The organism is Bradyrhizobium vignae (assembly GCF_004114425.1).
Taxonomy (GTDB): Bacteria; Pseudomonadota; Alphaproteobacteria; order Rhizobiales; family Xanthobacteraceae; genus Bradyrhizobium; species Bradyrhizobium vignae.
In genome coordinates this window covers 62,400-89,046 of the sequence record NZ_RDQF01000005.1, presented here as the reverse complement: position 1 = coordinate 89,046, position 26,647 = coordinate 62,400, and the positions used below count along the sequence as shown (strand labels likewise).

General features: G+C 65.4%; 16 protein-coding genes and 1 pseudogene. 11 read left to right on the top strand and 6 right to left on the bottom strand.

Annotated elements, in window-relative coordinates; translation table 11 throughout:
- Nucleotides 1-49: 49 nt before the first annotated feature.
- Nucleotides 50-1,450, bottom strand: a complete 1,401-nt coding sequence (locus EAV90_RS05895; protein WP_122403435.1) for a M48 family metalloprotease — start codon at nt 1,448-1,450, stop codon at nt 50-52.
- Between the two features lie 192 nt (nt 1,451-1,642).
- On the opposite strand from EAV90_RS05895, the gene EAV90_RS05890 reads away from it, so the two are divergent.
- The 3 genes from EAV90_RS05890 to EAV90_RS05880 all read left to right on the top strand — a co-directional run bounded on the left by EAV90_RS05890 (nt 1,643) and on the right by EAV90_RS05880 (nt 4,898).
- Nucleotides 1,643-2,830, top strand: a complete 1,188-nt coding sequence (locus tag EAV90_RS05890; protein WP_122403434.1) for a pyridoxal phosphate-dependent aminotransferase — start codon at nt 1,643-1,645, stop codon at nt 2,828-2,830.
- 90 nt (nt 2,831-2,920) lie between these two features.
- Nucleotides 2,921-3,478, top strand: coding sequence for a biotin transporter BioY (locus EAV90_RS05885; RefSeq protein ID WP_129142937.1), 558 nt, complete (start codon nt 2,921-2,923; stop codon nt 3,476-3,478).
- Between the two features lie 85 nt (nt 3,479-3,563).
- Entirely contained in the window at nt 3,564-4,898 is a 1,335-nt protein-coding gene (locus tag EAV90_RS05880) for a dicarboxylate/amino acid:cation symporter (RefSeq protein ID WP_122403432.1), read from the top strand.
- Between the two features lie 149 nt (nt 4,899-5,047).
- Here EAV90_RS05880 and EAV90_RS05875 read toward each other — a convergent pair whose 3' ends face one another.
- The 3 genes from EAV90_RS05875 to EAV90_RS05865 all read right to left on the bottom strand — a co-directional run bounded on the left by EAV90_RS05875 (nt 5,048) and on the right by EAV90_RS05865 (nt 10,348).
- Nucleotides 5,048-6,280 carry an NAD(P)/FAD-dependent oxidoreductase gene (locus EAV90_RS05875; RefSeq protein WP_122403431.1) on the bottom strand — a complete coding sequence of 411 codons (1,233 nt, stop codon included), beginning with the start codon at nt 6,278-6,280 and terminating at the stop codon, nt 5,048-5,050.
- A gap of 28 nt (nt 6,281-6,308) precedes the next feature.
- Complete coding sequence (locus EAV90_RS05870) at nt 6,309-7,805, bottom strand: amidase (protein ID WP_129142850.1); 1,497 nt, start codon at nt 7,803-7,805, stop codon at nt 6,309-6,311.
- Nucleotides 7,806-8,035: 230 nt separating this feature from the next.
- Nucleotides 8,036-10,348 (bottom strand): Rne/Rng family ribonuclease, encoded by a 2,313-nt coding sequence (locus EAV90_RS05865; RefSeq protein WP_283810438.1) that lies wholly within the window; start codon nt 10,346-10,348, stop codon nt 8,036-8,038.
- Nucleotides 10,349-10,369: 21 nt separating this feature from the next.
- Between EAV90_RS05865 and EAV90_RS41170 the strand changes: the two genes are divergently transcribed.
- The 7 genes and pseudogenes from EAV90_RS41170 to EAV90_RS05835 all read left to right on the top strand — a co-directional run bounded on the left by EAV90_RS41170 (nt 10,370) and on the right by EAV90_RS05835 (nt 20,396).
- The gene (locus tag EAV90_RS41170) at nt 10,370-11,233 is read left to right on the top strand and encodes a hypothetical protein (RefSeq protein ID WP_283810437.1); all 864 of its coding nucleotides are present in this window, start codon (nt 10,370-10,372) and stop codon (nt 11,231-11,233) included.
- Between the two features lie 614 nt (nt 11,234-11,847).
- On the top strand, nt 11,848-13,143 hold the full coding sequence (locus EAV90_RS05860; protein WP_129142848.1) for an N-acetylmuramoyl-L-alanine amidase: 1,296 nt from the start codon (nt 11,848-11,850) through the stop codon (nt 13,141-13,143).
- 241 nt (nt 13,144-13,384) lie between these two features.
- Complete coding sequence (locus EAV90_RS05855) at nt 13,385-15,889, top strand: penicillin-binding protein 1A (protein WP_129142847.1); 2,505 nt, start codon at nt 13,385-13,387, stop codon at nt 15,887-15,889.
- A gap of 110 nt (nt 15,890-15,999) precedes the next feature.
- Nucleotides 16,000-17,131 (top strand): peptide chain release factor 2 gene (gene prfB, locus EAV90_RS05850; RefSeq protein WP_122403426.1). Its coding sequence is split into 2 segments (ribosomal slippage): nt 16,000-16,068 and nt 16,070-17,131, totalling 1,131 coding nucleotides; the frame shifts between segments, so codons are not numbered across the junction.
- Between the two features lie 2 nt (nt 17,132-17,133).
- On the top strand, nt 17,134-18,015 hold the full coding sequence (locus EAV90_RS05845; protein ID WP_122403425.1) for an NAD(P)-dependent oxidoreductase: 882 nt from the start codon (nt 17,134-17,136) through the stop codon (nt 18,013-18,015).
- A gap of 140 nt (nt 18,016-18,155) precedes the next feature.
- Nucleotides 18,156-19,067 carry a DMT family transporter gene (locus tag EAV90_RS05840; RefSeq protein WP_122406690.1) on the top strand — a complete coding sequence of 304 codons (912 nt, stop codon included), beginning with the start codon at nt 18,156-18,158 and terminating at the stop codon, nt 19,065-19,067.
- A 94-nt stretch (nt 19,068-19,161) separates the two neighbouring features.
- A pseudogene (locus EAV90_RS05835) lies at nt 19,162-20,396 on the top strand (ABC transporter substrate-binding protein).
- An 18-nt stretch (nt 20,397-20,414) separates the two neighbouring features.
- Here the strand turns inward: EAV90_RS05835 and EAV90_RS05830 are convergent.
- Both EAV90_RS05830 and EAV90_RS05825 read right to left on the bottom strand, forming a co-directional pair.
- Complete coding sequence (locus tag EAV90_RS05830) at nt 20,415-21,770, bottom strand: M23 family metallopeptidase (protein ID WP_174221583.1); 1,356 nt, start codon at nt 21,768-21,770, stop codon at nt 20,415-20,417.
- 111 nt (nt 21,771-21,881) lie between these two features.
- Nucleotides 21,882-22,571 (bottom strand): peroxiredoxin, encoded by a 690-nt coding sequence (locus EAV90_RS05825; RefSeq protein ID WP_122403422.1) that lies wholly within the window; start codon nt 22,569-22,571, stop codon nt 21,882-21,884.
- Nucleotides 22,572-22,766: 195 nt separating this feature from the next.
- Here EAV90_RS05825 and EAV90_RS05820 point away from each other — a divergent pair, with 195 nt between their 5' ends.
- Complete coding sequence (locus EAV90_RS05820; protein WP_162500292.1) at nt 22,767-26,576, top strand: YhdP family protein; 3,810 nt, start codon at nt 22,767-22,769, stop codon at nt 26,574-26,576.
- Nucleotides 26,577-26,647 lie beyond the last annotated feature (71 nt).

Here is a 26,647-nt window from a genome sequence, read left to right as displayed (position 1 = left end):
TTGAGCTCGGTGTCGTGACGTCGTGGTATCGGGCGTCGTTCGAGTTGCGTCAGTTGCGCGGCGGCTTCGCCGCCACGATGTCGTCGGCCTTGACCCATCCGGGTGTGCCGACGGCGAAACGGGTTTTCGCGCGCGTGGCAAGCTCGCGGGCGGTCTTGTTGTCGCCGCGCAAGTAAGCGGCCTGGGCCGAGGCGAGATCTGCCTCGGCATAGTCTCCCTTCCGGCCGTAGGCCATCGCGAGCTGGGTATAGCCGAGCGCCGCCTCGGGCTCTCGCGCCACCGCGGCGCGGAGAATCCGAACAGCTTCGTCGGTGTAGGCTTTATTATCGGTTCCAACCAGAGCCTGCCCAAGTAACATCTCGATGAGGGGCGCGTTGTTGGAGAGTGCGACCGCCTTGCGCAGGGGAGCGACCGCCTCTGCCGGCTTGCCGCTTTCCAAAAGCGCCTGACCGCGCACCTCGTAGAAGTACGGGTTGTTCGGCTGAACCTGGATCAGCGCGTCGATCTGGGCGAGCGCGCTGCGCAGATCGCCGTGCAAATAGGTGCTGATGGCGCGGGCATAGCGCGCGGGCAGGCTGTCGTTGGTCTGGGGATAGCGGCGGTACACCGTCTCGGGACGCTCCATGAAGGCGGAGATCTTGGCGCGGACCATGTCATGCCGGAGCTGGAGCGCGGGATCGTCCTTCTTGTTCCAGTAGGGGCTGGAGCTTGCGAACTCCTGCAGCGCGGCGACGCGCTCGGCCGGCATCGGATGCGACTGCAGGTAGGGATCGGCGCCGCGCGCGGCGAACAGGCTCTCGCTGGTGAAGCGCTTGAACGTCTCGTACATGCCCTTGGGCGATTGCTGCGTCGCGGTCAGGAATTTCACGCCGGCACGGTCCGCATTCTCCTCCTGCTGGCGCTGATAGGACAGCAGCGACCGGCGGATCACCTCCTGCGGAGCGGAGATCGCGGCGGCGCCCGCATTGGCAAGCCCGTTGTTGCCCCCGCTCGAGCTGCGGGTGCTGCCGGCCGCAATCGCGCCGGCGCCGAGCAGCATCGCAATGATCATCTGGGTCTGCGCGGCGGCGAGCTGCTCGCGCAGCTTGGACAGATGGCCACCGGCCAGATGTCCGGTCTCGTGCGCGAGCACGCCGATGATCTGGTTCGGCGTCTCCGATTGCAGGATCGCGCCCCAATTGACGAAGATGCGGCGGCCGTCCGCGACGAACGCGTTGAACGAGCCGTCGTTGATGATCACCATCTGGATGTTCTGCTTCTCCAGACCCGCGACGCGCAGGATCGGGCGCGTGTATTCGCGTAGCAGCTGCTCGGTCTCGGTGTCGCGCAGGACCGGCGGCCCCTTGGCTTGCGCGTGCGCGGACGAGAACGGCGTCAGCGCGATCGCGACGGCCGTGACGAGGGCGGTGAGGGCGGAGGCCTTCTGGCGCAATGCGGTCTGGAGCAACATCGAGCGGTCTGGGTCAAACGGGCTTGATCAAGCAGTTTCGTGATTGGTTTTGGCGATTGGCGGCGGACCGGATACGCGATATGCCCTTGTGAGCCGTGCCCCTTATGAGCCGTACAATGCGGCCAGTCTGGGGCGCAAGCGCCCCGTGTTCCGGACCGACCCGATCGGTCCGCCAGCGAATAGCAGAAATCGATGCACGATGCGACATTGAGGAACCGGTTGGGGCAGTGGCTCGAGCCCTCCCGCCGCAGCGATGTTCCCCCGTTCATGGTGATGGACGTGATGGCCGCGGCGGCCCGAATCGAGGCCGCCGGCGGCCATGTCATCCACATGGAGGTCGGCCAGCCCGCGGCTGGCGCGCCCAGGACCGCGATTGCGGCCGCCCATGCCGCGCTCGAGGCCGGACGGATCGATTATACCTCCGCGCTCGGCATCCCCAGCCTGCGCGAGCGCATCGCGCGGCATTATCGCGACACCTATGGTTGTGACGTCAACCCCGAGCGGATCGTGGTGACCACAGGCTCCTCCGGCGGCTTCATTTTGGCTTTCCTGTCGATGTTCGAGCCTGGCGATCGCGTCGCGGTGACGGTGCCGGGCTATCCGCCATACCGCCACATCCTCACCGCGCTCGGTTGCGAACCGGTGCTGATCGAGACCACGAACGAGACGCGTCATGCGCTCACCGGCGAGGCCCTGCTCGCCGCCCATCGCGAGGCGCCATTGAAGGGCGTTCTGGTCGGCAGCCCGGCCAATCCGACGGGCACGATGATGTCCCGCGAAGCGCTCGCGGGCCTCATTGCTGCCGCGGAAGACGCAGGCATCCGCTTCATCTCGGACGAGATCTATCACGGGCTCGATTACGCATTTCCCGCCGTGACAGCGGCGGCGCTGTCCAGGCACGCACTCGTGATCAACTCGTTCTCCAAGTATTTTTGCATGACGGGCTGGCGCGTCGGCTGGATGGTCGTTCCCGATATCCTGGTGCGGCCGATCGAGCGGCTGCAACAGAACCTGTCGATTTCGGTGCCGGCGTTGTCGCAGATCGCGGCCGAAGCGGCTTTTGATGGCGCTGCCGAGATGGAGGAGATCAAGCACGGCTATCAGGAAAACCGGCGTGTCCTGATCGATGGATTGCCAAAGGCTGGACTGACGAGATTCCTGCCGGCCGACGGTGCCTTCTATCTTTATGCCGATGTCTCGGACTTCACCTCGGACAGCTTCGAGTTCGCCAATCAAATGCTGGAGCAGGCGGGCGTGGCGGCAACGCCAGGCCTCGATTTCGATCCCATACACGGCCGTTCATTCATACGGTTTTCCTATGCCCGCTCGCTCGATGAGATGCGGGAGGCAGTTGACCGGATCGCTCACTGGCTTAAATAGCCGCCAGTTTTCGACAGCCTTCCGGAGTTCAACTTGTCAGACCGTTCCGTCCCGTCCGCCGCTGCACCACATTCTTCTCTCGCCGCGTTGATGTGGCCGACCCGGCCGGGCGAGGCCGTCGGCGGCTTTCGCGCCTTCGTGCTGATTGCGCTCGGCACGGCGCTGATGGCGCTGTCAGCCAAGGTCAACCTGCCGCTGCCCTATGTGCCGATGACGCTGCAGACGCTGGTGGTGCTGATGATCGGCGCTGCTTATGGCTGGCGCCTTGGCAGCGCAACCATGATCGCCTACCTCGCCGAGGGTGCGATGGGACTGCCGGTATTCGCCGGTCCCGTGGGTGGGATTGCACCGCTGATTGGCCCGACCGCGGGCTATCTGTTCGGCTTTGTGCTGGCTGCGTTTGTCACCGGCTGGCTCGCCGAGCGCGGCTGGGATCGCAGCGTTGTGCGGCTGTTTGCGGCGATGGCCATGGGCCACATCGTCATCCTGGCTGCGGGCTTTGCCTGGCTCGCTTTCGGCATCGGTCTCGGCGCTGCCAAGGCTTGGCAGGTCGGCATCGTGCCGTTCATTGCGGGTTCACTGGTCAAGAATGCTCTCGGCGCGACCCTGATGCCGGCGGTCCGCCGGATCGTCGATCGCCGCGGGTAAAGCGCGCAATAAGAGAGCAGTTCCAATTGACAGAGCCGGCCAAGTTGATCTTGGCTGGCCCCAACGTTTGAGGGGGAGTGAAACGATGACGACGACAACGATGGCGGGGGCGCCAGTCGCGCCGGCCGCAGCCAAGCCGTGGTACAAGATTCTCTACGTTCAGGTGCTGATCGCCATCGTGCTCGGCGCCATCGTCGGATGGCTCTGGCCGTCGGTTGCCACCAACGACTGGATCAAGGCGCTGGGCGACGGCTTCATCAAGCTGATCAAGATGGTGATCGCCCCGATCATCTTCTGCACCGTGGTCTCCGGCATCGCCCACATCCAGGATGCGAAGAAGGTCGGACGCATCGGCGTCAAGGCGCTGGTCTATTTCGAGGTCGTCTCGACCTTCGCGCTGGTGATCGGGCTCCTCATCGGCAATCTCGTGAAGCCTGGTGCGGGCTTCGGCAGTGGGGCGGCCAGCGAGGCGGCCGTTGCAAATTACGCCAAGCAGGCCGCGGGTCAGAAGTCGGTCGACTTCGTGCTGCACATCATTCCGGACACCGTGGTCGGGGCGTTCGCGCAAGGCGAGATCCTGCAGGTGCTGCTGTTCTCGGTGCTGTTCGGCTTTGCCATCATGAGCCTTGGCGAGCGCGGCCACACCATCCGCAGCTTCATCGACGACGCCGCGCATGCGGTGTTCGGCGTCATCTCCATCGTGATGCGTGCAGCGCCGATCGGCGCGTTCGGTGCGATGGCCTATACGATCGGCAAGTTCGGCACCGGCGCGCTCCTCAACCTGATCGGCCTGATCGCGACGTTCTACGTCACGGCTGCGCTGTTCGTGTTCGTCGTGCTCGGCATCATTGCGCGCCTGGCTGGGTTCTCGATTTTCAAGTTCCTGGCCTACATCAAGGACGAGCTGCTGATCGTGCTCGGCACCTCGTCGTCGGAAAGCGCGCTGCCGACCTTGATGGAAAAGCTGGAACGGCTCGGCTGCTCCAAGTCGGTTGTCGGCCTCGTCGTGCCCACGGGTTACTCGTTCAACCTCGACGGCACCAACATCTACATGACGTTGGCAACGCTCTTCATCGCGCAGGCGCTCGGTTACGATCTCTCCTTCAGCCAGCAGCTCACGATCCTGGTCGTGGCGATGCTGACCTCGAAGGGCGCCTCCGGCATCACCGGCGCGGGCTTCATCACGCTGGCGGCAACGCTCGCCGTGGTCGATCCGCGCCTCGTGCCGGGCATGGCGATCGTGCTCGGCATCGACAAGTTCATGAGCGAGTGCCGCGCGCTGACCAATCTGTGCGGCAACGGCGTCGCTTGCGTGATCGTGGCCTGGTGGGAAGGCGAGCTCGACCGCGACAAGCTCAATGCCAACCTTTCCAAGCAGATCGATCCGACCGACATGGAGACGGCGATCACCACGGACTGATCCGATCTGACGGCGCGAGCTGCGCTGTCAGATCTTGAAGTAACAGGGCTGGTCGAGATCCTCGATCAGCCCTTTTTCTTTGGGCTCCGGGACGACCCCTTGATGCGCCTGTCGACTGCGTTCGCGGTGCTCGCCGCGAACGCGGAGGGTTAAAACCGCTCCGGCCGGTACGGCGCGGGATCGATCGACGGCGTCTCGCCGCTCATGATCTCGGCGAGCAGGCGCCCGGTCGCAGGGCCCAGCGTAAAGCCCTGGTGCCCGTGACCAAAGTTCATCCAGAGGCCGGGATGACGCGGGGCCTGTCCGAGCACCGGCAGCATGTCCGGCGTGCAGGGGCGGGTGCCGAACCACGGATCCGGCTCGACCCGTTTGCCGAGGTCGATCAGCTCGCGCGCGGAGGCTTCCGCGCTGGCGAGCTGTACCGGTGTTGCGAGCGCATCCGGGCCCGTCAGCTCAGCGCCGGTGGTGATGCGAATTCCCTTGGCCATCGGGCCCATGGCGTAGCCACGGGCCTTGTCGACGAGCGGCAGGTCGAGCGAAGCGCCGCCGCTATAATGCATGTGATAGCCGCGCTTGCGCACCAGCGGGATGCGATAGCCGAACTTGTACAACAGATCGGGCGACCAGGGGCCGAGCGTCACGACGGCGTGGGGAGCATCGATGCGCCCCTGATCGGTGTCGACCGACCAGCCAGTCGCAGTTTGCCGAAGCGACTGCGCATCACCCAGCACGATCCGGCCGCCGAGGCGCGCGAACAGCTCGGCATAGGCGGTCACCAGCGCACCCGGATCGGACACGGTCCAGGTGTCGAGCCAATGGATCGCGCCGGGCAGATCGTCGCGCAGGATCGGCTCGGCTTTTGTCAACTCGCTGCCTGACAGAACGCGAAAGTTCACACCGAATTCGCGCCGATCTTGCTCCGCGTCCTTGATCGAGTGCTCCAGGGCGGCGGCATCGCGGTACAGCGCGCGATAGCCGGCCCGGCGGATCAGATTGTCGGCATGGGCCTCGCGGATCAGGATGTCATGTTCGGCCGTCGCGCTGGCGATCAGGCGCGCCCAGCCGGCGATCGCCTCGCGATGCCGCTTCGGCGCCGAATGCCACCAATAGCGGAGCAGGGGCTCGATGTGCAGATGGAGGGAGGAGAGGCTGTAGCGCACGTCGTTGGTGCGGCCGGTCGCGATCTTCAAGAGCGAGGCGAGATCGCGCGGCATCGGATAGGGCCGCACCGCTTCCGCCTGGATCATCCCGGCATTGCCGTAGCTGGTCTCGCGGCCGGGCTCCCTGCGATCGACCAGCGTGACCGACCAGCCGCGCTGCTGCAGATGCAGCGCGGCACCCACGCCCACCATGCCGCCGCCGAGAATGATCGCGCTTTGCATCGGAAACAATTCTCCTGTCAGGCCCGGGTCATTCCCAGGTGAGGAAATCTGGTGCGGCCGATAGCGGCGGTGCAGCGGCGAGCCGTGCGAAGTCGGGCACGGGGCGGCACAATTGCGCATCGTTCGCGAACGCAGCCTCGATGCTCGCGGCGACCGAGAGCACGATCGCATCGCCGCCGCGCGGGCCGACGATCTGGAGGCCGAACGGAAGGCCAGCTTCATCGAGACCGAGCGGAATGCTGATCGCGGGATGGCCGGGCAGCGTGACGGCATAGGCGAGCGCGAGCCAGTGGAAATAAGATTTGGTCGGCACGCCGTCGATCTCGGCGGGATAGAGCTCCGACCACGGCCGCGGGCTCAGCGTGATGGTCGGGCTGATCAGCACGTCGCAATTTGCGAAGAAGGTCTGGTAGGCTCGATAGATCCGCGTCTGTGTCGTGGCGGCGCGGGCGTAGTCCTCGAGCGTGTAGCCGAGGCCTTCCTCGACATTGGCGCGGACGTTGGGGCCGAGCATCTCGGGACGTTCTTTGTAATTCTTGCCATGCGTCGCCAGGAACATGCCGGCGCGCAGCACGGCGAAGGCGTCGTCGGCGCCGGAGCAGTCGGGTGTGGCCTCGCGGCAGTCGGCGAACAGCGGTGCAAGCTTCTTCACGCGTGCGCGGAACACGCGGCGGATCGCCTGCTCGGTCGGTGCGAAGCCGAAGTCTTCGGTGAAAGCGAGACGCAGCTTGCCGAGATCGGCGGGGCGCGGCGCGGCCCAGCGCTCGGCACGAGCCCGCAACGGTTCGCCGGGCAGGGTGTAGGCGAGCGGATCGCGGGCATCGTCGCTCGCCATCACCGAGAGCATCAGCGCGGCGTCGGCAACGTTGCGCGCCATCGGCCCGTCGGTCGAGAGGTTCGACCAGCCGAAGATGCGCTTTTCGCTCGGCACGAGGCCGTAGGACGGGCGCATCCCGACGATGCCGGAGAAGCCGGCCGGATTGCGCAAGCTTCCGCCGGTGTCGGAGCCCGAGGCGAGCGGGGCCATGCCGCAGGCGAGCGCCACCGCCGAGCCACCGGACGAGCCCGCCGCCGAACGCATGGGATCGAACGGGTTGCCGGTCGCGCCGAACACGGGATTGCGGGTGTTGCCGCCGGCCGCCCATTCCGGCGTGTTGGTCTTGCCGAAGATGATGGCGCCGGCCGCGCGCAAGCGAGCGACCGAACCCTGATCGGCGGCCGGCACGTTGTCGCGCAGCAGCGGGCTGCCATAGGTGGAGCGCATCCCGGCGGTGTCCTGCGTGTCCTTGATCAAGACAGGCAGGCCGTGCAGCGCGCCGCGATCCTCGCCGCGCAGGATGGCTGCCTCGGCTGCCTTCGCGGCTGCACGTGCGCCCGGCTCATCCAGAGTCACGATGGCGTTGACGGCGCCATTGACGGCGGTGATGCGCGACAGGCAGGCGTCGAGGAGTTCGACAGGCGAGATCGTCCGTGCGGCCAACAGGCGACGCAGCTCAACGGCACTGGAATCACAAAGCTCTGACAACGCTGGTCCTCTTCTAAGTCGTGAAGACGACTTAGCACATCAGAAGCCTAGTTGGATGCGCTGCACACCAGTTTTGTGCGCCGGATGATATTTGCGAGTTCGACCGCATGTCTGTCGGCCGCATCATGGCTACCATCAACCTCACGCAAGCAAGACGCCCGCTCGCGCGAGAAGACATTTGTACGCAACGAAAAACGCCCGGCTCGGCCGGGCGTTTCAATGAGTGTGGCTTACTGGCCGCCGCCGAAACGGCGTGACCACCAGCCGGCGCGGCGCGGTGCGGCCGGGGTTTCGCTTGCGGCCTCCGGCGCGGGCTCGGGTGCCGGCGCGGGCGCAGCAACCGGTTCGGTCGCCTGCGCCACCGGCGTTGCAGGCTCGGGCTGACTGTTCAGCAGGAAACTCACCTTTTCCCGGACGGTGGAGCGGCGCCGCGCGGTCTTGTCGCCGGCGGGCTCTTCTTCTGGCGTCGCGGTCGCGGCGGGAGCCGGCTCCGCCTGGGCCGGCGCTTCGGTCTGCACCTCGGCGCGCGGCTCAGGCTGCTCGACTTGCGGCTCGGTGATGTGCTCGGTCTGCGCGATCGAGGGCGCGGTCTCGCTGCCGAAGCCGTCGAAATCGGCCACCGCGCCGGCAGCTTCCGGCGGCGGATTGGTGCCGAGTTCGTCGTTGATGGATCCGGCGAGACCTTCCTCGCCGCCACCGCGACGGCGGCGTCCGCCGCGGCGACCACGCCGGCGCCGGCGCTCGCCGCCGCCCTGCTGCTCGCCACGGGCTGCTTGTTCCTCGCCTTCCTCGCCGTCCTGCTCGGACTCGGTCTCGTCTTCACCTTCACCGGCCGCCATGGCCGCTTCGGGCAGCGTGGAGGCGGTATCCTCGCGCAACTCGCTGTCGCGCTGGCCACCGCGGCCGCGCCGGCGGCGACGGCGCTTGCGGCGCTGGCCGTCCTGCTCGGAGGCAGCCTCGCCGGCAGCCTGCTCGTCGGCAAGACCTTCGGTCTCGTCGGTCTCGACCTCGGATTCAGTCTCCAGGTCGAACCCATCCTCGTCGTCATAGGCTTCTTCGGCCAGTGGCGGCGGGCTCGCAGCGGCCTGCGCAGCGAGCAGCGCCTTGGCGGCTTCGAGCGTATGCACCTGCTCGCCGCGGTCGATCACATAGGCCTGCGGACCGCTGACGCTGGGATCGGCGATCACCGACAGCGTGACCTTGAAGCCGTTCTCGAGGTCGCGCAGATGGCCGCGCTTGTGGTTCAGCACATAGAGCGCGACGTCGGTGCGGGTGCGGACCACGAGGTTGTGGGTCGCGCCCTTCATCAGGATCTCTTCGAGGCCGCGCAAGAGCTGCAGCGCCACCGAGGACACCGAGCGGACGTGGCCGGTGCCGCCGCAATGCGGGCACGGGTCGGTCGAGCTCTCCAGCACGCTGGCGCGGATGCGCTGGCGCGACATCTCGAGCAGGCCGAAATGCGAGATGCGGCCGACCTGGATGCGCGCGCGATCCTGCCTGAGGCAGTCGGACAGCTTGCGCTCGACCGCACGGTTGTTGCGCTTCTCGTCCATGTCGATGAAATCGATGACGATCAGGCCGGCGAGGTCGCGCAGGCGAAGCTGGCGGGCGACCTCTTCGGCCGCCTCCAGATTGGTCTTGAGCGCAGTGTCCTCGATGTGGTGCTCGCGGGTCGAGCGTCCGGAGTTGACGTCGATCGAGACCAGCGCCTCGGTCTGGTTGATCACGATGTAGCCGCCGGAGCGCAGTTGCACGGTCGGCGAGAACATCGCATCGAGCTGACTCTCGACGCCCATGCGCGAGAACAGCGGCTGGCCGTCGCGATACTGCTTCACCGCGCTGACATTGGCGGGCATCAGCATCTTCATGAAATCGCGCGCTTCGCGGTAGCCGGCCTCGCCGGCGACCTGGATCTCGTCGATCTCCTTGTTGTAGAGGTCGCGCAGCGAGCGCTTGATCAGCGAGCCTTCCTCGTAGACGAGGGTCGGGGCCTGCGACTTCAGCGTGAGGTCGCGTACCGTTTCCCACATCCGGATCAGATATTCGAAATCGCGCTTGATCTCCGGCTTGGTGCGGGAGGCGCCGGCTGTGCGCAGGATGATGCCCATGCCCTCGGGCACGTCGAGATCCTGCACCACTTCCTTGAGGCGCGAACGATCCTGCGCGCTGGTGATCTTGCGGCTGATGCCGCCGCCGCGCGCGGTGTTGGGCATCAGCACGGCGTAGCGGCCGGCGAGCGAGAGGTAGGTCGTCAGCGCCGCGCCCTTGTTGCCGCGCTCTTCCTTGACGACCTGCACCAGCATGACCTGGCGGCGCTTGATGACTTCCTGGATCTTGTACTGACGGCGCGGGCGGAAGGTGCGCTCCGGCACTTCCTCCAGCACGTCGTCGCCGCCGACGGATTCGACGACTTCCTCTTCGGCATCCTCGCCGTCCTCGTCCTCGTCATCCTCGCCGACTGCGTCCACGGGCTCGGCATGCGGCGCTTCATTGCTCTCTCCGGCGGCGTAGACGGCATCGGCCGGCTCGGCCGCTGATGTCACGGCTTCAGCCAGAGGCTCCGCATGCGCTTCCGCGGCATGAGCTTCGGGGGCAGTCTCGAAGGTTTGGGCCGGCTGCGGCTCGGCAACGGTCTCGGTCGCGACCACGGGCTCGGCGCCGACCGCAGCGACGGGAGCCGGCGTCTCATCGGCATGCTCATGGTCGTGAGGATCGCGCTCGCCCTCATGATCGTGGGCGTCATGATCGTGAGCGTGATGGTGCTCGTCATCATGGGCGTGATGATGATCATCGTGATCATGTTCGTCATGATCGTGATCGTGGCCCTCATGCTCGCCGTGATGCTCCGCCTCGGTGTGCAGGGGCTCGCCCTCGTGTTCCGGCAGTGTCGCGTCCTCGACGGGCTGCGCGACGGGATCGGCTCCGGCGTCGAGGCCTTCGACGATATCGCTGCGCACGCGTTCGCCATGACCGCGGCGGCGGGCGCTGCGGTGGCGCGAACGGCGGCGGCCGTGCGAGCGGTTCTCGCTCTCTTCCTCGGCCTCGCGATGGGCCTGTTCCTCGGCCTCGATCAGCGCCTGCCGGTCGGCGACCGGGATCTGGTAGTAGTCGGGATGGATTTCGCTGAAGGCGAGGAAGCCGTGGCGGTTACCGCCATATTCGACGAAGGCGGCCTGGAGCGAGGGTTCGACCCTGGTGACCTTGGCGAGGTAGATATTCCCGCGCAGTTGCTTGCGTTGCGCGGTCTCGAAATCAAACTCTTCGACGCGATTGCCGCGGACCACGACGACCCGGGTCTCTTCCGGGTGGGTGGCATCGATCAACATCTTGTTGGGCATGTCTTAACTCTTGGCGGCGGCGGACGCGATAAACCGTGGGCGCGTATCGCGCCGCCGGGTGACGCGACGGTCCACCTGATTCGGGGCTGAGGGGAAGGCCGAAACGCCGTCTCTCGCGCCTTGCCGAACCGGAAGCTTCAGGACCATTGCGACGCGCGGGATTGTCACTCCGCAGCGTCGCGAATGATCCTTCAGATTTCGTCGGCACAGTCTGGCGCATCAAGCGTCGGCCCGTATGAAACATTGGGCGGCGAGGCCGCCCTTCAATCAGTTGCTGCTGGCCAGGCACGGCGCGAGCGCGCTCGCCTTGGGATCACGAACCGCCCCCTTGGGATCAAGGGGCCGGGTAATGGGTTACGTCGCTGTCAGAACCGTCCCGGTAACATGAGTGGTAACCCGAGACCGTCCGCCGCCGGGGCTTGACCCGCTTCACCTCGCTGCCGCGCACCGCGCTGGTCTTAGAGGGAAGCGGAAAACGCTGGAATTCCCAAACCTTGGGAGTTCCGGCGCTGCACCGGAAGGCTGAATGCGACACAACCGGGAATATCGGCCGTCAGCATTCCGTACATACGAGGAATGAGCCATCCGTGCAAGGGAGCGTCGCACGGCGGTCACAGTCGGCGAGTTTCGCAGCTCTGTCATTAAGGAGCGATTAACCCTGTGGTTCTATTGCGTTAAGAGGGCTGCTCGGAGGCACGGAATCGGTGGCGAGCCGCACAAATCGACAGGTTTTGCTGGGAGGCGTGTTGCTGTGCATCGCGGCATTGCCGTGTGCTGATTCCTCGCGCCTCATTGCTGCGGAAAGCCAACTGCAACCCACTGTTGCGGCATCGAATTTTCCAGTCGCCTCGGCCGCCCGGCTGGCCGGCGATGGCAGGCAGACCCGCTTCATCCTCGACCTCGACCAGACCGTCACCTTCCGCGCCGTCACGCTGGCCGACCCCTACCGCGTGGTGGTAGATGTGCCGCAAGTCAATTTTCAGCTGCCTGCCGGTACCGGGAGCGGGGGACGGGGGTTGGTCAAGGCCTTCCGCTACGGGCTCGTCATGCCCGGCGGCTCGCGAATCGTGTTCGACCTGACCGGGCCGGCGAAGATCGCCAATTCCTACGTGCTCGAGGCGGCCAATGGCCAGCCGGCCCGGCTCGTGCTCGAGCTGGAGGAGGTCGACCGCACCGCCTTCGTGTCGTCGCTTGCCCCTGAAAACCGTCCTGAGCTGCGGCCCGCGATCGCGGAAGCGCCGCCTGCCACGGTTCCCAGCCCGACGGCGCCGGAAGCCGCGCAGCAGAAGGCTGACGGCCGTCCGGTGGTCGTGATCGATCCCGGGCATGGCGGCATCGACAACGGGACGCAGTCGAGCGGCGAGAGCGAGAAGAACCTGGTGCTGGCTTTTGGCCTGGCGCTACGCGACAAGCTGGAGAAGGCCGGCAAGTACCGCGTGGTGATGACGCGGGACGACGACACCTTCATTCCCCTCAATGACCGGACCAAGATCGCCCGCAATCTCAAGGCGGCGTTGTTCGTCTCGATTCATGCCGATGCGCTGCCGCGTGCCGAGGGCGATGCGCAAGGTGCGACCATCTATACGCTCTCCGACAAGGCGTCCGACGCCGAGGCCCAGCGGCTGGCGGATGCGGAGAACCGGGCCGATGCGATCGCCGGCTTCAACCTCGCGGAGGAGCCGACCGACGTCGCCGACATCCTGATCGACCTCACGCAGCGGGAAACCCGCACCTTTTCAAACCGTTTCGCCCGCCTATTGATGGGGGAAATGAAGCAGACGGTGCGGATGCACAAGCATCCCCTGAAGTCCGCCGGCTTCCGAGTCCTGAAGGCGCCCGATGTGCCCTCGGTACTGGTCGAGATCGGTTATGTCTCCAACAAGGGAGACCTCGAGCACTTGGTCTCCGAGGGGTGGCGATCCCGCGCCGTGGGCTCGATGGCACAGGCGATCGACGGATTTTTGACCAAGCGGATGGCCACAGCCGGGACGTCGAACTGAAACGGTTTGTCCCTCCCGGCCCAAAGGCCCTAGTTTGGCCACAGCGGACGCTTTATAAAAACCCCGCAGGGGGTTCCGGAATCGGCGAGAATCCTGTTCGGCAAGCGTCTTAAGTCCGGCATTGATGTGATTGCGTAAGCCGGTGAATTCGCGACGTGAGGTTGGCGCCTGTTTGGGGTGCCAAGGGACCGATACTGGGCTGATACTGGGCTGATCCAGAGTTTGAACGGATAAACAGATAATGCGCTTGCTGGTGCGGTTCATGGGCTTCCTGTTCGCCGCGGGAACGGTGGTGTTCCTTGTCGGTGTCGGGGCCGTGGCAGGCCTGATCTGGCATTTCTCCAAGGACTTGCCGGACTACTCTCAGCTACAGGACTACGAGCCGCCGGTGATGACGCGCGTGCATGCGGTCGATGGCTCGCTGCTCGGCGAATACGCCAAGGAGCGGCGGCTGTATCTGCCGATCCAGGCGGTGCCCAAGCTCGTGATCAACGCCTTCCTCGCGGCCGAAGACAAGAATTTCTACGAGCATGGCGGCATCGACTACACCGGCATGGCGCGCGCCGGATTGCTTTATCTGCAGAACTACGGCTCCAACCGCCGTCCGCAGGGTGCTTCCACGATCACCCAGCAGGTCGCCAAGAACTTCCTGCTCACCAACGAGGTCTCCTTCGCCCGCAAGATCAAGGAAGCCTTGCTCGCGATGCGGATCGAGAAGACCTACTCGAAGGACAAGATCCTCGAGCTGTACCTGAACGAAATCTATCTCGGCCTCGGCGCGTACGGTATCGCAGCCGCCTCGCTCGTCTATTTCGACAAGTCGGTGAACGAGCTGACGGTGGCGGAAGCGTCCTATCTGGCGGCGCTGCCGAAGATGCCGGCGACGCTGCATCCGGTCCGTAACCGCGATCGCGCCATCGAGCGCCGCAACTACGTCATCGACCGTCTCTTGGAGAACGGCTGGATCAAGCAGGCCGACGCCGACAAGGCGCGCAAGGAGCCGCTGGCCGTGACCAACCGCTCCAACGGTGCCCACACCTTCGCCGGCGAATATTTCGCCGAGGAAGTCCGCCGCGACATCTTCGAGCGCTACGGCGAGAAGAAGCTCTACGAGGGCGGTCTCTCCGTCCGCACCACGCTCGATCCCAAGATCCAGGTCATGGCGCGCAAGACCATGGTCGCCGGCCTCGTGAACTACGATGAGCAGCAGGGCTATCGCGGCGCCATCAGCAAGCTCGATATCTCCGGCGACTGGGGCGTGAAGCTTGCCGAGATCAAGTCGCTGTCCGACATCTCGCCGTGGCGTATGGCGGTGGTGCTGGAGACCAGCGACCAGTCGGCACGCATCGGCTTCCAGCCGAGCCGCGAGCTCGGCGGCGCCATCAGCAAGCAGCGCGAGACCGGCCTCGTCACGCTCGACGGCGTGCGCTGGGCGAGGGCGGCCCAAGGCAACGCCAAGGGCAAGACGCCGACGTCCGTGGCGCAGGTGCTTGCACCTGGCGACGTGATCTATGCCGATCCGCTCTACACCAAGGAGGGACAGCCGGTCGAAGGTCAGTACCGGCTGCGCCAGATCCCCGAAGTGTCCGGCGCCATGGTGGTGATGGATCCCTGGACTGGCCGTGTGCTTGCGATGGTCGGCGGCTTCTCCTTCGAGCAGAGCCAGTTCAATCGCGCCACGCAGGCCTATCGGCAGCCGGGTTCGTCGTTCAAGCCGATCGTCTATTCGGCCGCGCTCGACAACGGATACACGCCCTCGACCGTCGTGCTCGACGCGCCGATCGAAATCGACCAGGGCCAGGGCGCAGGCGTGTGGCGGCCGGAAAACTTCTCCTCCGGCAAATTCCAGGGACCGGTGACGCTGCGCAACGCGTTGCGGCAGTCGCTCAACACCGTGACGGTGCGCCTCGCGCAGGACATCGGCATGCCGCTGATCGGCGAATACGCCCGCCGTTTCGGTGTCTATGACGAACTGCCGAACTATCTCTCCTACGCGCTCGGCGCCGGTGAAACGACGGCGATGCGCATGGTCACGGCTTACTCGATGCTCGCCAACGGCGGTCGGCGCGTGAAGCCGACCCTGATCGACCGCATCCAGGACCGCTACGGCCATACCATCTTCAAGCACGACCAGCGCGAATGCCGCGGTTGCGATGCGCCGGGCGGCTGGAAGAACCAGCCTGAGCCGCAGCTGATCGACCGCCGCGAGCAGGTGCTCGACTCCATGACCGCCTATCAGATCACCGAGCTGATGGAAGGCGTGGTCCAGGCCGGCACCGCGACCGTGGTGAAGGAGGTCGGCAAGCCGATCGCCGGCAAGACCGGCACCACCAACGAGGCCAAGGACGCCTGGTTCGTCGGCTTCTCGCCCGATATCGCCGTCGCCATCTATATGGGCTACGACAAGCCGCGTCCGCTCGGCAAAGGCAATGCCGCGACCGGCGGCCATCTGGCTGCACCCATCGCGCGCGATTTCCTCAAGCTCGCGCTCGCCGACAAGCCCGCCGTTCCGTTCAAGGTGCCGGCCGGCATCAAGCTGGTGCGCGTCGTCGCCAAGACCGGCATGCGCGCCGGGCCGGGCGAGACCGGCGGGACCATCCTCGAAGCCTTCAAACCGGGTACGGCGCCCCCGGATAATTACTCCGTCATCGGCGTGGCCGATGCCGACGGCCGCATGCCGGCCTCGCAACAGCAGCAGCCCGATGCCGGCTTCTTCATGCGGCCGGGCACCGGCGGACTGTACTAGGCCGCGGATAAGACAGACGATCGCGGTTCCGGCGGTTGCGCTTTGCAGCCGCCGCCGCTACATCCCCATCTCGAATTGCAGGCGGGATTTCCGCGAGACCCGAGAACAACATGCGCGCCGAAATCGAACGGTTGGTAGAAGAGATCAAGCAGTCAGTCGGGCTGCTGAGGAGGCATCTTTGACGTCGAGAAATCGACGGCGCGCCTCGCTGAGCTGAACAAGCTCGCAGAAGATCCCAATCTCTGGAACGATCCCCAGAAAGCCCAGAAGCTGATGCAGGAGCGCACCTCGCTGGAGGATGCGCTGTCCGGCATCGGCAAGGTCGAGCAGGAGCTCGAAGACGACATCGGCATGATCGAGCTCGGCGAGGCCGAGGGCGATGACGGCGTCGTTGCCGAAGCCGAAGCCGCGCTGAAAAACCTCAAGAAGGAAGTGGCGCGCCGCGAGCTCGAGGCGCTGCTGTCGGGCGAAGCCGACCGCTTCGATTCCTATCTCGAAGTCCATGCCGGCGCCGGCGGCACCGAGAGCCAGGACTGGGCGCAGATGCTCTTGCGCATGTACACGCGCTGGGCCGAGAACCACGGATTCAAGGTCGAGTACCTCGAGGAGTCCGAGGGCGAAGAAGCCGGCATCAAGTCCGCGACGATCCAGGTCTCGGGGCATAATGCCTATGGCTGGCTGAAGACGGAGGCGGGCGTGCATCGCCTGGTGCGCATCTCGCCGTTCGATTCCAATGCGCGGCGGCACACCTCGTTCTCGAGCGTGCAGGTGTTCCCCGTCATCGACGACAGCATCAAGATCGACATCAAGGAATCCGACGTCCGCACCGACACCATGCGTTCGGGCGGCGCCGGCGGCCAGCACGTCAACAAGACCGAATCCGCGGTGCGCCTGACGCATATTCCGACCGGCGTTGCCGTGGTCTGCCAGGCCGGCCGCTCCCAGCACAAGAACCGGGCACAGGCCTGGGACATGCTGCGCGCGCGGCTTTACGAGATCGAGCTGAAGAAGCGCGAGGAGAAGGCCGCGGCCGACCAGGCCGCCAAGACCGATATCGGCTGGGGTCACCAGATCCGTTCCTACGTGCTGCAGCCCTACCAGATGGTGAAGGATCTGCGCACGGGCGTGCAGACGTCCGACACCGCGGGTGTGCTCGGCGGCGATCTCGACGAGTTCATGGCGGCGACGCTGGCGCAGCGCGCCTTCGGCACGACCGCCGGCGACGTCGAGGACGTGGACTGATTATGCCCCGCGTCGCCTTCATCGGGCTTGGACGGATGGGCCACGGCATGGCCGGCCGCTATCTCGATGCCGGCTTCACCGTGAGCTTGTGGAATCGCAGCAAGGCCAAGGCGGAAGACCTGATTGCGCGCGGCGCGCATTGGGCGACCTCGCCGGAGGACGCCGCGATCGATGCCGACGCGGTCGTGACCATGGTGGCCGATGACGAGGCCTCCCGCGCGGTCTGGCTGGGGCCGAACGGCGCGGCCAAGACCGCGAAGGCCGGCACCATCGCGATCGAGTGCTCCACCGTCTCCTATGACCACGCCCGCGAGATGGGGCGCGAGCTCAACGCGCGCGGGCTGATCTATATCGATTGCCCCGTGACCGGCTTGCCGGACGCGGCGGCGGCCGGGAAGTTGACGCTGCTGGTCGGCGCCGATGCGGCCGATCTCGAGCGTGCGCGGCCCTATCTCGAACCAATCGGCTCGACCATCCGCCATTTCGGCGCGGTTGGCTCCGGCACGGTCTACAAGCTCATCAACAATCTCTTGGGCGCAATCCAGATCGCTGGGCTTGCCGAGGGCCTTGCCATCGCCGAGCAGGCCGGGCTCGACATGAACCTCGTGCTGGAGTCGATCCAGGCGGGCGTGGCCGCAAGCCCGCAGGTGCAGCGCCACTCCAAGCGCATGGTCGCCCGCGATTTTTCCGGCGCGACCTTCACCGCAGCGCTGCGGCACAAGGATGCCGCCTACGCCGTGAAGCTCGCCGAGAGTCTCTTGGCGGACAAGCCGCTGGTCTCGCGCGCTGCAGTCGAGGCTTATGCGCAGGCGAGGGCCGCGCTGCCGGATGACGACGAAGGCAGGATGATCGAGCTGGTGTCGCGGCCGAAGAAGCCGTCCTAGCCCATCGCATCGATGGAATGGCCTCGTCGCTGGATCCATTCCGAGCAACGCTTCTGCAAAACTGTGCTTCAACGGAAATCGGGTGGCACTATCAGTCGTGCCGTTCTATGCGGACGGACTTGGCCGCCGAGGCGAGACGCATGCCCCCGAACGACAAGCGGATCGATGCGCGCGACTGGTCGTTGCTCGTTGTGCTCTCAATTCTCTGGGGCGGCTCGTTCTTCTTCAACGGCGCGGCGTTGCGGGAGTTGCCGCCGCTGACGCTGGTGTTTCTGCGCGTTGCGCTCGGCGCGGCCCTGCTGCTGCCGTTGCTACGCATGCAGGGAATCGGCTTTCCCAAGAGCTGGGCGGACTGGACGCCGTTTGTCGCGATCGGGCTGCTCAACAACGTCATCCCGTTCTCGTTCATCGTGATCGGCCAGACATTCATTCCGAGCGGGCTGGCGTCGATCCTGAACGCGACCACGCCGATGTTCACGATTGTCGTCATGATTGCAGCGGGCGAGGAGGCCTTGCAGATGCGCCGCCTGGCCGGGGTAGCGTTGGGCCTTGCCGGCGTGATGCTGCTGCGTGGATGGGGCTTCGAGACAAGGCCGGGGCAGGGGCTCGGCATCCTGCTTTGCCTTGGCGGCGCACTGAGCTATGGCTTTGCGGCGCTGGCGGCGCGGCGATTGCTGAAGGACGCAGCGCCACTGGGGACGGCCACGTTTCAACTGATGGCGTCGACGGTGATGATGGCGGTCGTCGCTGGCGTGGTGGAGCAGCCATGGCGCCTTGCAACGCCCGGCGTCGCGACGTGGCTCGCCGTGCTCGGCCTCGCTGCTCTGTCGACGGCACTCGCCTATATCGTCTTCTTTCAGATCATCCGGCGCTCGGGCGCGAGCAATGTCATGCTGGTGACGCTGCTCATTCCCGTCACCGCCATCCTGTTGGGCTGGCTGGTGCTGGGCGAGCCGATCTCAACGCGCGAGATTGCGGGAGCCATCGTCGTCGGCAGTGCGCTGCTCCTGATTGACGGGCGCGCTTTGCACCTGCTGCAGCGGGGCGTGTAGTTCGTTTCACCACGCGGAAAATCGTGATGCTTGCCAGCCGCTGTCCTCCTTGCGACACTCCAGCAAAAACAAAAATACAATAGGGGAGAGAACGATGCCGGGTCGTCGCAAGAATCTCGCTGCCCTCGCCATGCTTGTTGCCGGAGCGCTCGTCGCGACGCCGGGTTTGGCGCAGAAGAAATATGACCCCGGCGCCAGCGACACTGAGATCAAGATCGGCAACATCATGCCTTATAGCGGGCCGGCGTCATCCTATGGCGTGATCGCAAGACCGAGGCCGCCTATTTCAAAATGATCAACGACCAGGGCGGCATCAACGGACGCAGGATCAACTTCATCAGCTATGACGATGCCTATTCGCCGCCGAAGGCGATCGAGCAGGCGCGCAAGCTGGTCGAGAGCGACGAGGTGCTGCTGATTTTCCAGGCGCTCGGCACCCCCTCGAACTCCGCGATCATGAAATACATGAACGCCAAGAAGGTGCCGCAGCTCTTCGTCGCCTCCGGCGGCACCAAGTTCGGCGATCCCAAGAATTTCCCGTGGACCATGGGCTTTCAGCCGAACTACCAGAGCGAAGGGCGGATTTACGCAAAATACATCCGCGACAAGTTTCCGAACGGCAAGATCGCGGTGTTCTGGCAGAACGACGACGCCGGCAAGGACCAGTTCAAGGGCCTGAAGGACGGGCTCGGCGACAAGGTCGGCATGATCATCGCCGACAAGTCCTACGAGGTCAGCGATCCCTCGATCGACTCGCAGATCGTGGCCCTGCACGATTCCGGCGCCGACATCTTCTTCTCATGGGCCGCGCCGAAGGGCTCCGCGCAGGCGATCCGGAAGGTGGGTGAGCTCGGCTGGAAGCCGAAGTTCTTCCTTGCCAACACCGCAACGTCAGTCGCATCGGTGCTCAAGCCCGCCGGGCTCGACTATGCCAAGGACATCATCTCGACTGCTTACCTCAAGGACCCGACCGACCCGACCTGGGACAAGGACCCTGCGGTGATCAAGTGGCGCGAGTTCATGGACAAATATTATCCTGACGGCGACAAGGCCAACGCCAACAACATCTACGGCTATGTGCAGGCCGAGGCGGTGGCGCAGGTCCTGAAGCAGTGTGGCGACAATCTCACCCGCGAGAACGTCATGAAGCAGGCGGCCAACCTGAGGGATTTCCACACCGACCTGATGCTGCCTGGCATCACGGTCAACACCTCACCGGACGATTATTTTCCGATCGAGCAGATGCAGCTGATGCGCTTCAACGGTCAAGCGTGGGAGCTGTTCGGCGACGTCATCACCGGCGAGGTCGGCCACGAGCGCAGCCAGTGATCGTCAGCGCTGCCCGCGCTAGCCCGCGCTAAGACGCACGCCGGCGCGCAAGAACTTCTGCGGATCCACCGCTTCGCCTTCGATGCGGGTTTCGTAGTGCAGATGCGGACCGGTGGAACGGCCAGTGGACCCGACGAGCCCGACGACCTGGCCGATCTTCACGATCTCGCCGACCTTGACGTTGATCTCGGATAGATGTCCGTAGCGGGTCGAAAGCCCGTTGCCGTGGTCGACCTCGACCATGCGGCCGTAGCCGCCGGACCAGCCGGCGGAAACCACCTTGCCGTAGGCGGTGGCGCGGACGGGGTCACCCGTGGCAGCGCGGAAATCGAGGCCGGTGTGCATAGCGGGCCGGCCCAGGAAGGGATCGCTGCGCACGCCGAAGCCGGAGGTGAACTCGACCTCGCCGATGACGGGCTTGCGGTAGGGCACCAGCGCCAGCGTGCGGTTGAGACGGTCCATCTCGGCGCGCGTGGTGTTGATGCGATAGAGCTGCTTCTCGAACGGTCCGGCATTGGCCGTCAGCTTGACGGGGACGAACGGCCCGCCCATCGCGGTGCGCGGCACGGCGGCTTCGAGATGGGCAAGGTTCAGGCCGAGATCGCTGACCACGCCGCGCATCCGGCGCATGCGTGAATCCATGCTTTCCTCGACGGCGTTGAGCGCCGCCATCTGGCGCCGCTCGACCTGATCAAGCGATGTCGTGAGCCGGACCAGGACGTTGTCGAAACCCTGGTTCTTGCTGAATTGGTTGGTCGGTGCCGCCACGACGGTCGGCGCGCGCGATTCGAGACGCGCTTCGCGATCCGGCGGCGCCACGAAGATCACGGTGTCGCTGATCGGCGACGGCTTCGGCGTGGTCTGGCTCGAATCACCGCGCTGCGGGGCGGCGCGGGGAATCGAGCCAGTGACGTCGGGCATGGCCCCGAGCGCCGTGGCCCGGGACTCCAGCGCCGTCTGTCGCTTCATGATCTGGTCGAGCTTCTGGTCGAACTGTTCCTGGTCGAGCAGCTGGCGGCTGGTGGTGCGGTCGACCTTGGCGCGAAGCTCGGCAATGCGGTCCTCATAAGCGTATTGCATCTCGGCCTGACGGGCGATCAGCCGGGTCAGGACGTCGTCACGGAACGCAAAATAGGTGGCCGTCGCTGCCGACCACAGCCCGAGCAGCACCACGGTGCCGACCACGATCCAGAACACCACAGGGCCGAAGCGAACCTGCTTGCCGGCATGGACGATGGTGTAGGCATCGTCGGTAGCGGGCAGGGGAATCGCGGTTGCCGCCGCCGCGGCGGCCGGACGGCGCTGGAAGGCCCGACCGTGGTCGTGAGGATGATGTTGGGGGTAGTGCGAGTATTGGACAGAACTTTTCGACATCGGCACTCCCGCGCCGGTCGGATGGGTTCCTTGCGGCTCAATTGCCGCAGCAATCTGGGCTGGTCATGGTTAATTTTCCGGAAATAGGAGCGCGCGAATTTAAAGGACTGGTTAAAGGCTTCTTGCCGCCTCCAGCACCTCGTCAGCATGGCCGTCGACCCGGACGTTACGCCAGACCCGGGCCACCTTACCGTCCGCCCCGACCAGTACCGTGGTGCGAAGAATCCCCAGGAAGCTCTTGCCGTACATGGATTTTTGGCCCCATGCCCCATAGGCCTCCAGCATCTCATGTTTCTCGTCGGAGATGAGAGGAACGCCGAGCCTGTGCTTGTCGCGGAACTTCTCCTGGGCCTTTAACGGATCGGCGGAGATGCCGAGCACGGCGGTGCCGGCGGCAGCGAAGGCGCCGGCCAGGCGGGTGAAGTCGATCGCCTCCCTTGTGCAGCCGGGAGTGTCGGCGCGGGGATAGAAGAACAGGACCAGCTTTCGGCCGGCATAGTCCGCCAAGGTGACCACGTCGCCGCCGTCGCGAGGCAGGCGGAACGCGGGGGCCTTTTGGCCCTCGGCCAAGGCGGACTTCGCCGTAGCGGGCGGGGCGGCCGATTTGGATGACTTTAACTGTTTCGAGGCGGCCTTGTGCGATCCTGCTTTTGCTATGGTCCCGGTTGATTTGCGTGCCGGTGTCCGCTGTGTTTTCGCGGATCTTATTTGAGTCGCGGCCCGCGTTTTTGCGGTCTTCTTTTTCGCTGTCGGACTGCCGGAGGACGTTTTGGACGATTTCTTTCGGGATTTCTTGGACATACGCCTTCCTTTCGACGCTTTCGGCGGGTCAACCGAAGCGGTATTGCAGCTCTCGTCCGGCGTGCCGGAATCGCGCCCTCGGCTGGGCAAGTCTGACGACGCCGGAGTATGGTTACAAGGAATTCCACACACCACCCCACTGCTCGTTGAACGCGCTCCCGGGGCGAAATGACGAACAGCAGGAATATTCGAGGTATGGCGGCAGTGCCGCCGCAGGGAGCTTCACTTCCCGCGGACGGCTGCGGTCCCGGCAGCGCTCAATCCAATGACGGGCGCCTGTATCGAGAGGCAATGGCAAGGAATACGTCGCCCCAGGACTACAACCGGGATTTCGATCGGCGCGGCGGCCAATATGAGCCGCAGGAATGGGATGACGCCGACTGGGATCCGGATCAGGAAGCGGCGGCGGGCTATCGCGCACGCCGGTTGCTGGCGCGTTCCGGGTCGGGCTTCCATCGGTTCGGTGACGGATTCGGCGCGTTACGCCGCTGGGTGGGTGGCGGCCGCTGGCTGAAGCGCATGGCCGTGGTCGTCGGCACCCTGGTCGTCATTTTCGTCGGCTGCTTTGGTGCGCTGTGGTGGCGGCTCGGTGCCGGTCCGATCAATCTCGACATCGCCACGCCATGGCTGGCGGCCGCGATCGAGGACAATATCGGCCACGGCAACACGGTTGAGGTCGGCGGCACCCAGATCGAGCGCGCCGGCCGGGTCCGAGTCGCCGTCCGCATCCGAGACATCATCGTTCGCGACCGCGATCACGCCATCGTCGCCAGCGCGCCGAAGGCCGAGGTGAAGCTGTCGGGTGCAGCCCTCCTGATGGGGCACCTGCGCGCCGAGAGCCTCAACCTCGTCGATGCCGAGCTCGCAATCCGCATCGCGCCTGACGGGACTGTCACCGTGTCCGCCGGCGACACCGCAAAGCCGCTGGCGACCGGTGTCGCATCGAAGAAGGACGCGGGCCTGCCGCCGACATTCCCGCGTAACGGTGTCCCGCCGCCGCCATTCGCGACCGCGCCTGCGAGCCCGGAGGTGTCGCAGGCCGTACCGCAGGCGACCGCGCAGAGCGGCATCCTCCAGGGCCTCGACTGGCTCGATAGTCTGAGCATGACCGGCCTCGACGGCCAGAACCTCAACGAGATCGGTCTGAAGAACGGCAATCTGATCGTCGACGATCAGCAGCGCGGCAGCAAATGGTCGTTTGAGAACATCACGCTCAGCCTGCGCCGGCCGAGCCACGGCGGCGTCGCGCTCAGCCTCGGCGAGGAGGGCGCGCGCCCGTGGATGCTGCGCGCCACGATCGGCCCGGCCGAGAACGGCGTGCGCTCGGTCGACATCAAGGCCGACAAGGTCTCGACCTCCAACATCCTCTTGGCGCTGCGGGTGAAGGACCTCACCTACACCGCCGACCTGCCGCTGACGGGCGAGCTCAAGGGTGAGCTCGGCCGCGACGGCGTGCCGACGTTTTTCCGCGGCAAGATCGCGGTCGGCGCCGGCAACATCATCGACAGCGACACGCCCGACTATCCCATGGGAATCGACTCGGCCGAGATCAACGTCGAATGGGATGCGAACCGGCGGGTGCTGGTCGCACCATTCAAGATTCTCTCCGGCGCGAACCGCCTGACGCTGCTGGGTCATCTGGAGCCGCCCAACGGCACCACCAACGACTGGCAGCTCGGCTTCAGCGGGGGGTCGATCCTGCTCGGCGGCATCGACAACGAGCCGCCGCTCGTGTTCAACCGCATCGCGATCGGCTTCCGCTTCGATACCGACCACAAGCGCATCTTGCTGACGCAGGCCGATGTCTCAAACGGCGAGATCGGCGTCGCCGGCACCGGCGCGCTCGACTATTCGGGCGAGCCGCGGCTGACCCTCGGCTTTGCGGGAACGCCGATGTCGGCCTCCGCCTTGAAGCGGATGTGGCCGACGCTGATCGTGCCCGAATTGCGTGAATGGGTGATCGAGCGGATCGAGCGCGGAACGCTCCAGCGCATCGAGATCGGCGTGAACTCGCCGACCAAGAACCTGCCGCGCAAGGGCCCGCCCATTCCGGACGACGGTCTGTCGGTGAACATCGTCGCGAGCGGCGTCGCGGTCCGCCCGGTGGATGGCATGCCGGTGGTGCGCGATGCCGATTTGAAGGCGCGCGTGACCGGACGCACTGCGACCGTGAACATCGGGCAGGGGGTTGCGGATACGCCCTCCGGCCGCAAGGTCACGATCTCCGACTTCGTGTTCGAGGTGCCTGATATGGCGCCCAAGCCGTCGCCGTCGCGGAGCAGGTTCCGTGTCGAAGGCTCGGTGCCGGCGGCCGCCGAGATGCTCGCCAATGATCGGCTGAGCGATCTGTCGGCAACCGTCGTCGATCCCAATACCAGCAAGGGAACGTTCTCCGCGAACATCCAGCTCGGCATGCCGGTCAAGGGCGAGCTGACCAAGGCTGATACCGCCTATGCCGTCAGCGCCGAGCTCAACGGCTTTGCCGCCGACAAGCTGGTGATGAACCAGAAACTCGAGGCCAACAACCTCAAGATATCAGCCAGTAACCAGGGCTACCAAGTCAAGGGCGACGTCAAGATCAACGGCCAGGCGGCCTCGCTCGACTATCGCAAGCCGGCCGAGGGCGATGCGGATGTCAGGTTGCAGGCGACGCTGGACGATGCCAGCCGCGCGCGCCTGGGATTCGATCTCAGCCCCGCCGTCAGCGGATCATTGCCGATCAAATTGTCGGGCAAGATCGCCAGCGGCCCGGATCAGACGACGAAGCTCGGCGTCGAGGCCGACCTGACCTCGGTCAAGCTCGACAACATCCTGCCCGGCTGGGTCAAGCTGCCGGGCAAGTCCGGCAAGGCCACTTTCAAGGTGGTGCCGACGGCCCAATCGACGCGCCTGGAAGACATCGTCGTCGAAGGCGGCGGCGCCTCGATCAAGGGCTCGCTCGAGGTCGACGCCAACGGCGAGCTCATGAACGTCAATTTCCCGACGTATTCGCCGTCTGACGGCGACAAGACCTCATTGAAGGCCGAACGCGGTCAGGACGGCGTGCTGCGCGGCACGATGCGTGGCGACGTCTTCGACGGCCGGGGCTTCCTGAAGTCGGCAATCTCGGGCAATTCGAAGGATGACGCCAAGAACAGGATGAAGAACGTCGATTTCGATATCGACGTGAAGCTTGGTGCCGTCGCCGGCTTCAACGGCGAGGCGATGCGCAGCGTCGATGCCAAGATGTCGAAACGCAACGGCGCGATCAAAGCCTTCACGCTCAGCGGCAAGATCGGCCGCGACACGCCGGTGGCAGCCGATCTGCGCGGTGGCCGCGCCCAGGGCAACCGCGAAGTGATCTATCTCCAGACAAACGATGCGGGCGCGCTGCTGCGCTTCACCGATATCTACACCAAGGCGGTCGGTGGCCAGATGGTCGTGGCGATGGAGCCGCCGACCTCCGAGCCGAACACGGCGCGCGAGGGCCTCATCAACGTGCGCGACTTCACGGTGAAGGGCGAGGCGCAGCTGGAGCGCGTCGCGGCAGGCGCGCCGAACGGCACCGGCAACGGCGTCTCCTTCAACGCGCTGCGCGCCGAGTTCACCCGGCAAAACGGCGCGCTCACGATCCGCGACGGCGTGGTCAAAGGCCCCATGATCGGTGCCACCATCGAGGGCTCGATCGATTATCCCGGCAACCAGGTGTGCATGAGCGGCACCTTCGTGCCGATGTATGGCGTGAACAACATCTTCGGCCAGATCCCGCTGTTCGGCATCTTCCTCGGCGGCGGCAACAATGAGGGGCTGATCGGCGTGACCTATGAGGTCGTCGGCACCCCGGCTGCGCCCGTGATGCGCGTCAATCCGATCTCCGCGATGGCACCCGGCCTGTTCCGCAAGATCTTCGAATTCAATACCGGCAAGCAGAACTCGCCGTTCGATGAATTCCCGTCTCAGTCGAATGACGGCTCGACTGGATCGACACGACAGCTGTCGAGCGGTTGCAGCCTCGCGCGGCGTTAGGAGCGGGCTGCTTTATTACGGCGTCATGGCCGGGCTTGTCCCGGCCATCCACGCCTCACCATACGGCATCA

Coding starts and splice junctions, on each gene's coding strand:
- EAV90_RS05895 (WP_122403435.1), bottom strand. CDS start 1,450: ATGTTGCTCCAGACCGCATTGCGCCAGAAGGCCTCCGCCCTCACCGCC.
- EAV90_RS05890 (WP_122403434.1), top strand. CDS start 1,643: ATGCACGATGCGACATTGAGGAACCGGTTGGGGCAGTGGCTCGAGCCC.
- EAV90_RS05885 (WP_129142937.1), top strand. CDS start 2,921: ATGTGGCCGACCCGGCCGGGCGAGGCCGTCGGCGGCTTTCGCGCCTTC.
- EAV90_RS05880 (WP_122403432.1), top strand. CDS start 3,564: ATGACGACGACAACGATGGCGGGGGCGCCAGTCGCGCCGGCCGCAGCC.
- EAV90_RS05875 (WP_122403431.1), bottom strand. CDS start 6,280: ATGCAAAGCGCGATCATTCTCGGCGGCGGCATGGTGGGCGTGGGTGCC.
- EAV90_RS41170 (WP_283810437.1), top strand. CDS start 10,370: ATGCGCTTCCGCGGCATGAGCTTCGGGGGCAGTCTCGAAGGTTTGGGC.
- EAV90_RS05855 (WP_129142847.1), top strand. CDS start 13,385: ATGCGCTTGCTGGTGCGGTTCATGGGCTTCCTGTTCGCCGCGGGAACG.
- EAV90_RS05845 (WP_122403425.1), top strand. CDS start 17,134: ATGCCCCGCGTCGCCTTCATCGGGCTTGGACGGATGGGCCACGGCATG.
- EAV90_RS05840 (WP_122406690.1), top strand. CDS start 18,156: ATGCCCCCGAACGACAAGCGGATCGATGCGCGCGACTGGTCGTTGCTC.
- EAV90_RS05830 (WP_174221583.1), bottom strand. CDS start 21,770: ATGTCGAAAAGTTCTGTCCAATACTCGCACTACCCCCAACATCATCCT.
- EAV90_RS05825 (WP_122403422.1), bottom strand. CDS start 22,571: ATGTCCAAGAAATCCCGAAAGAAATCGTCCAAAACGTCCTCCGGCAGT.
- EAV90_RS05820 (WP_162500292.1), top strand. CDS start 22,767: ATGGCGGCAGTGCCGCCGCAGGGAGCTTCACTTCCCGCGGACGGCTGC.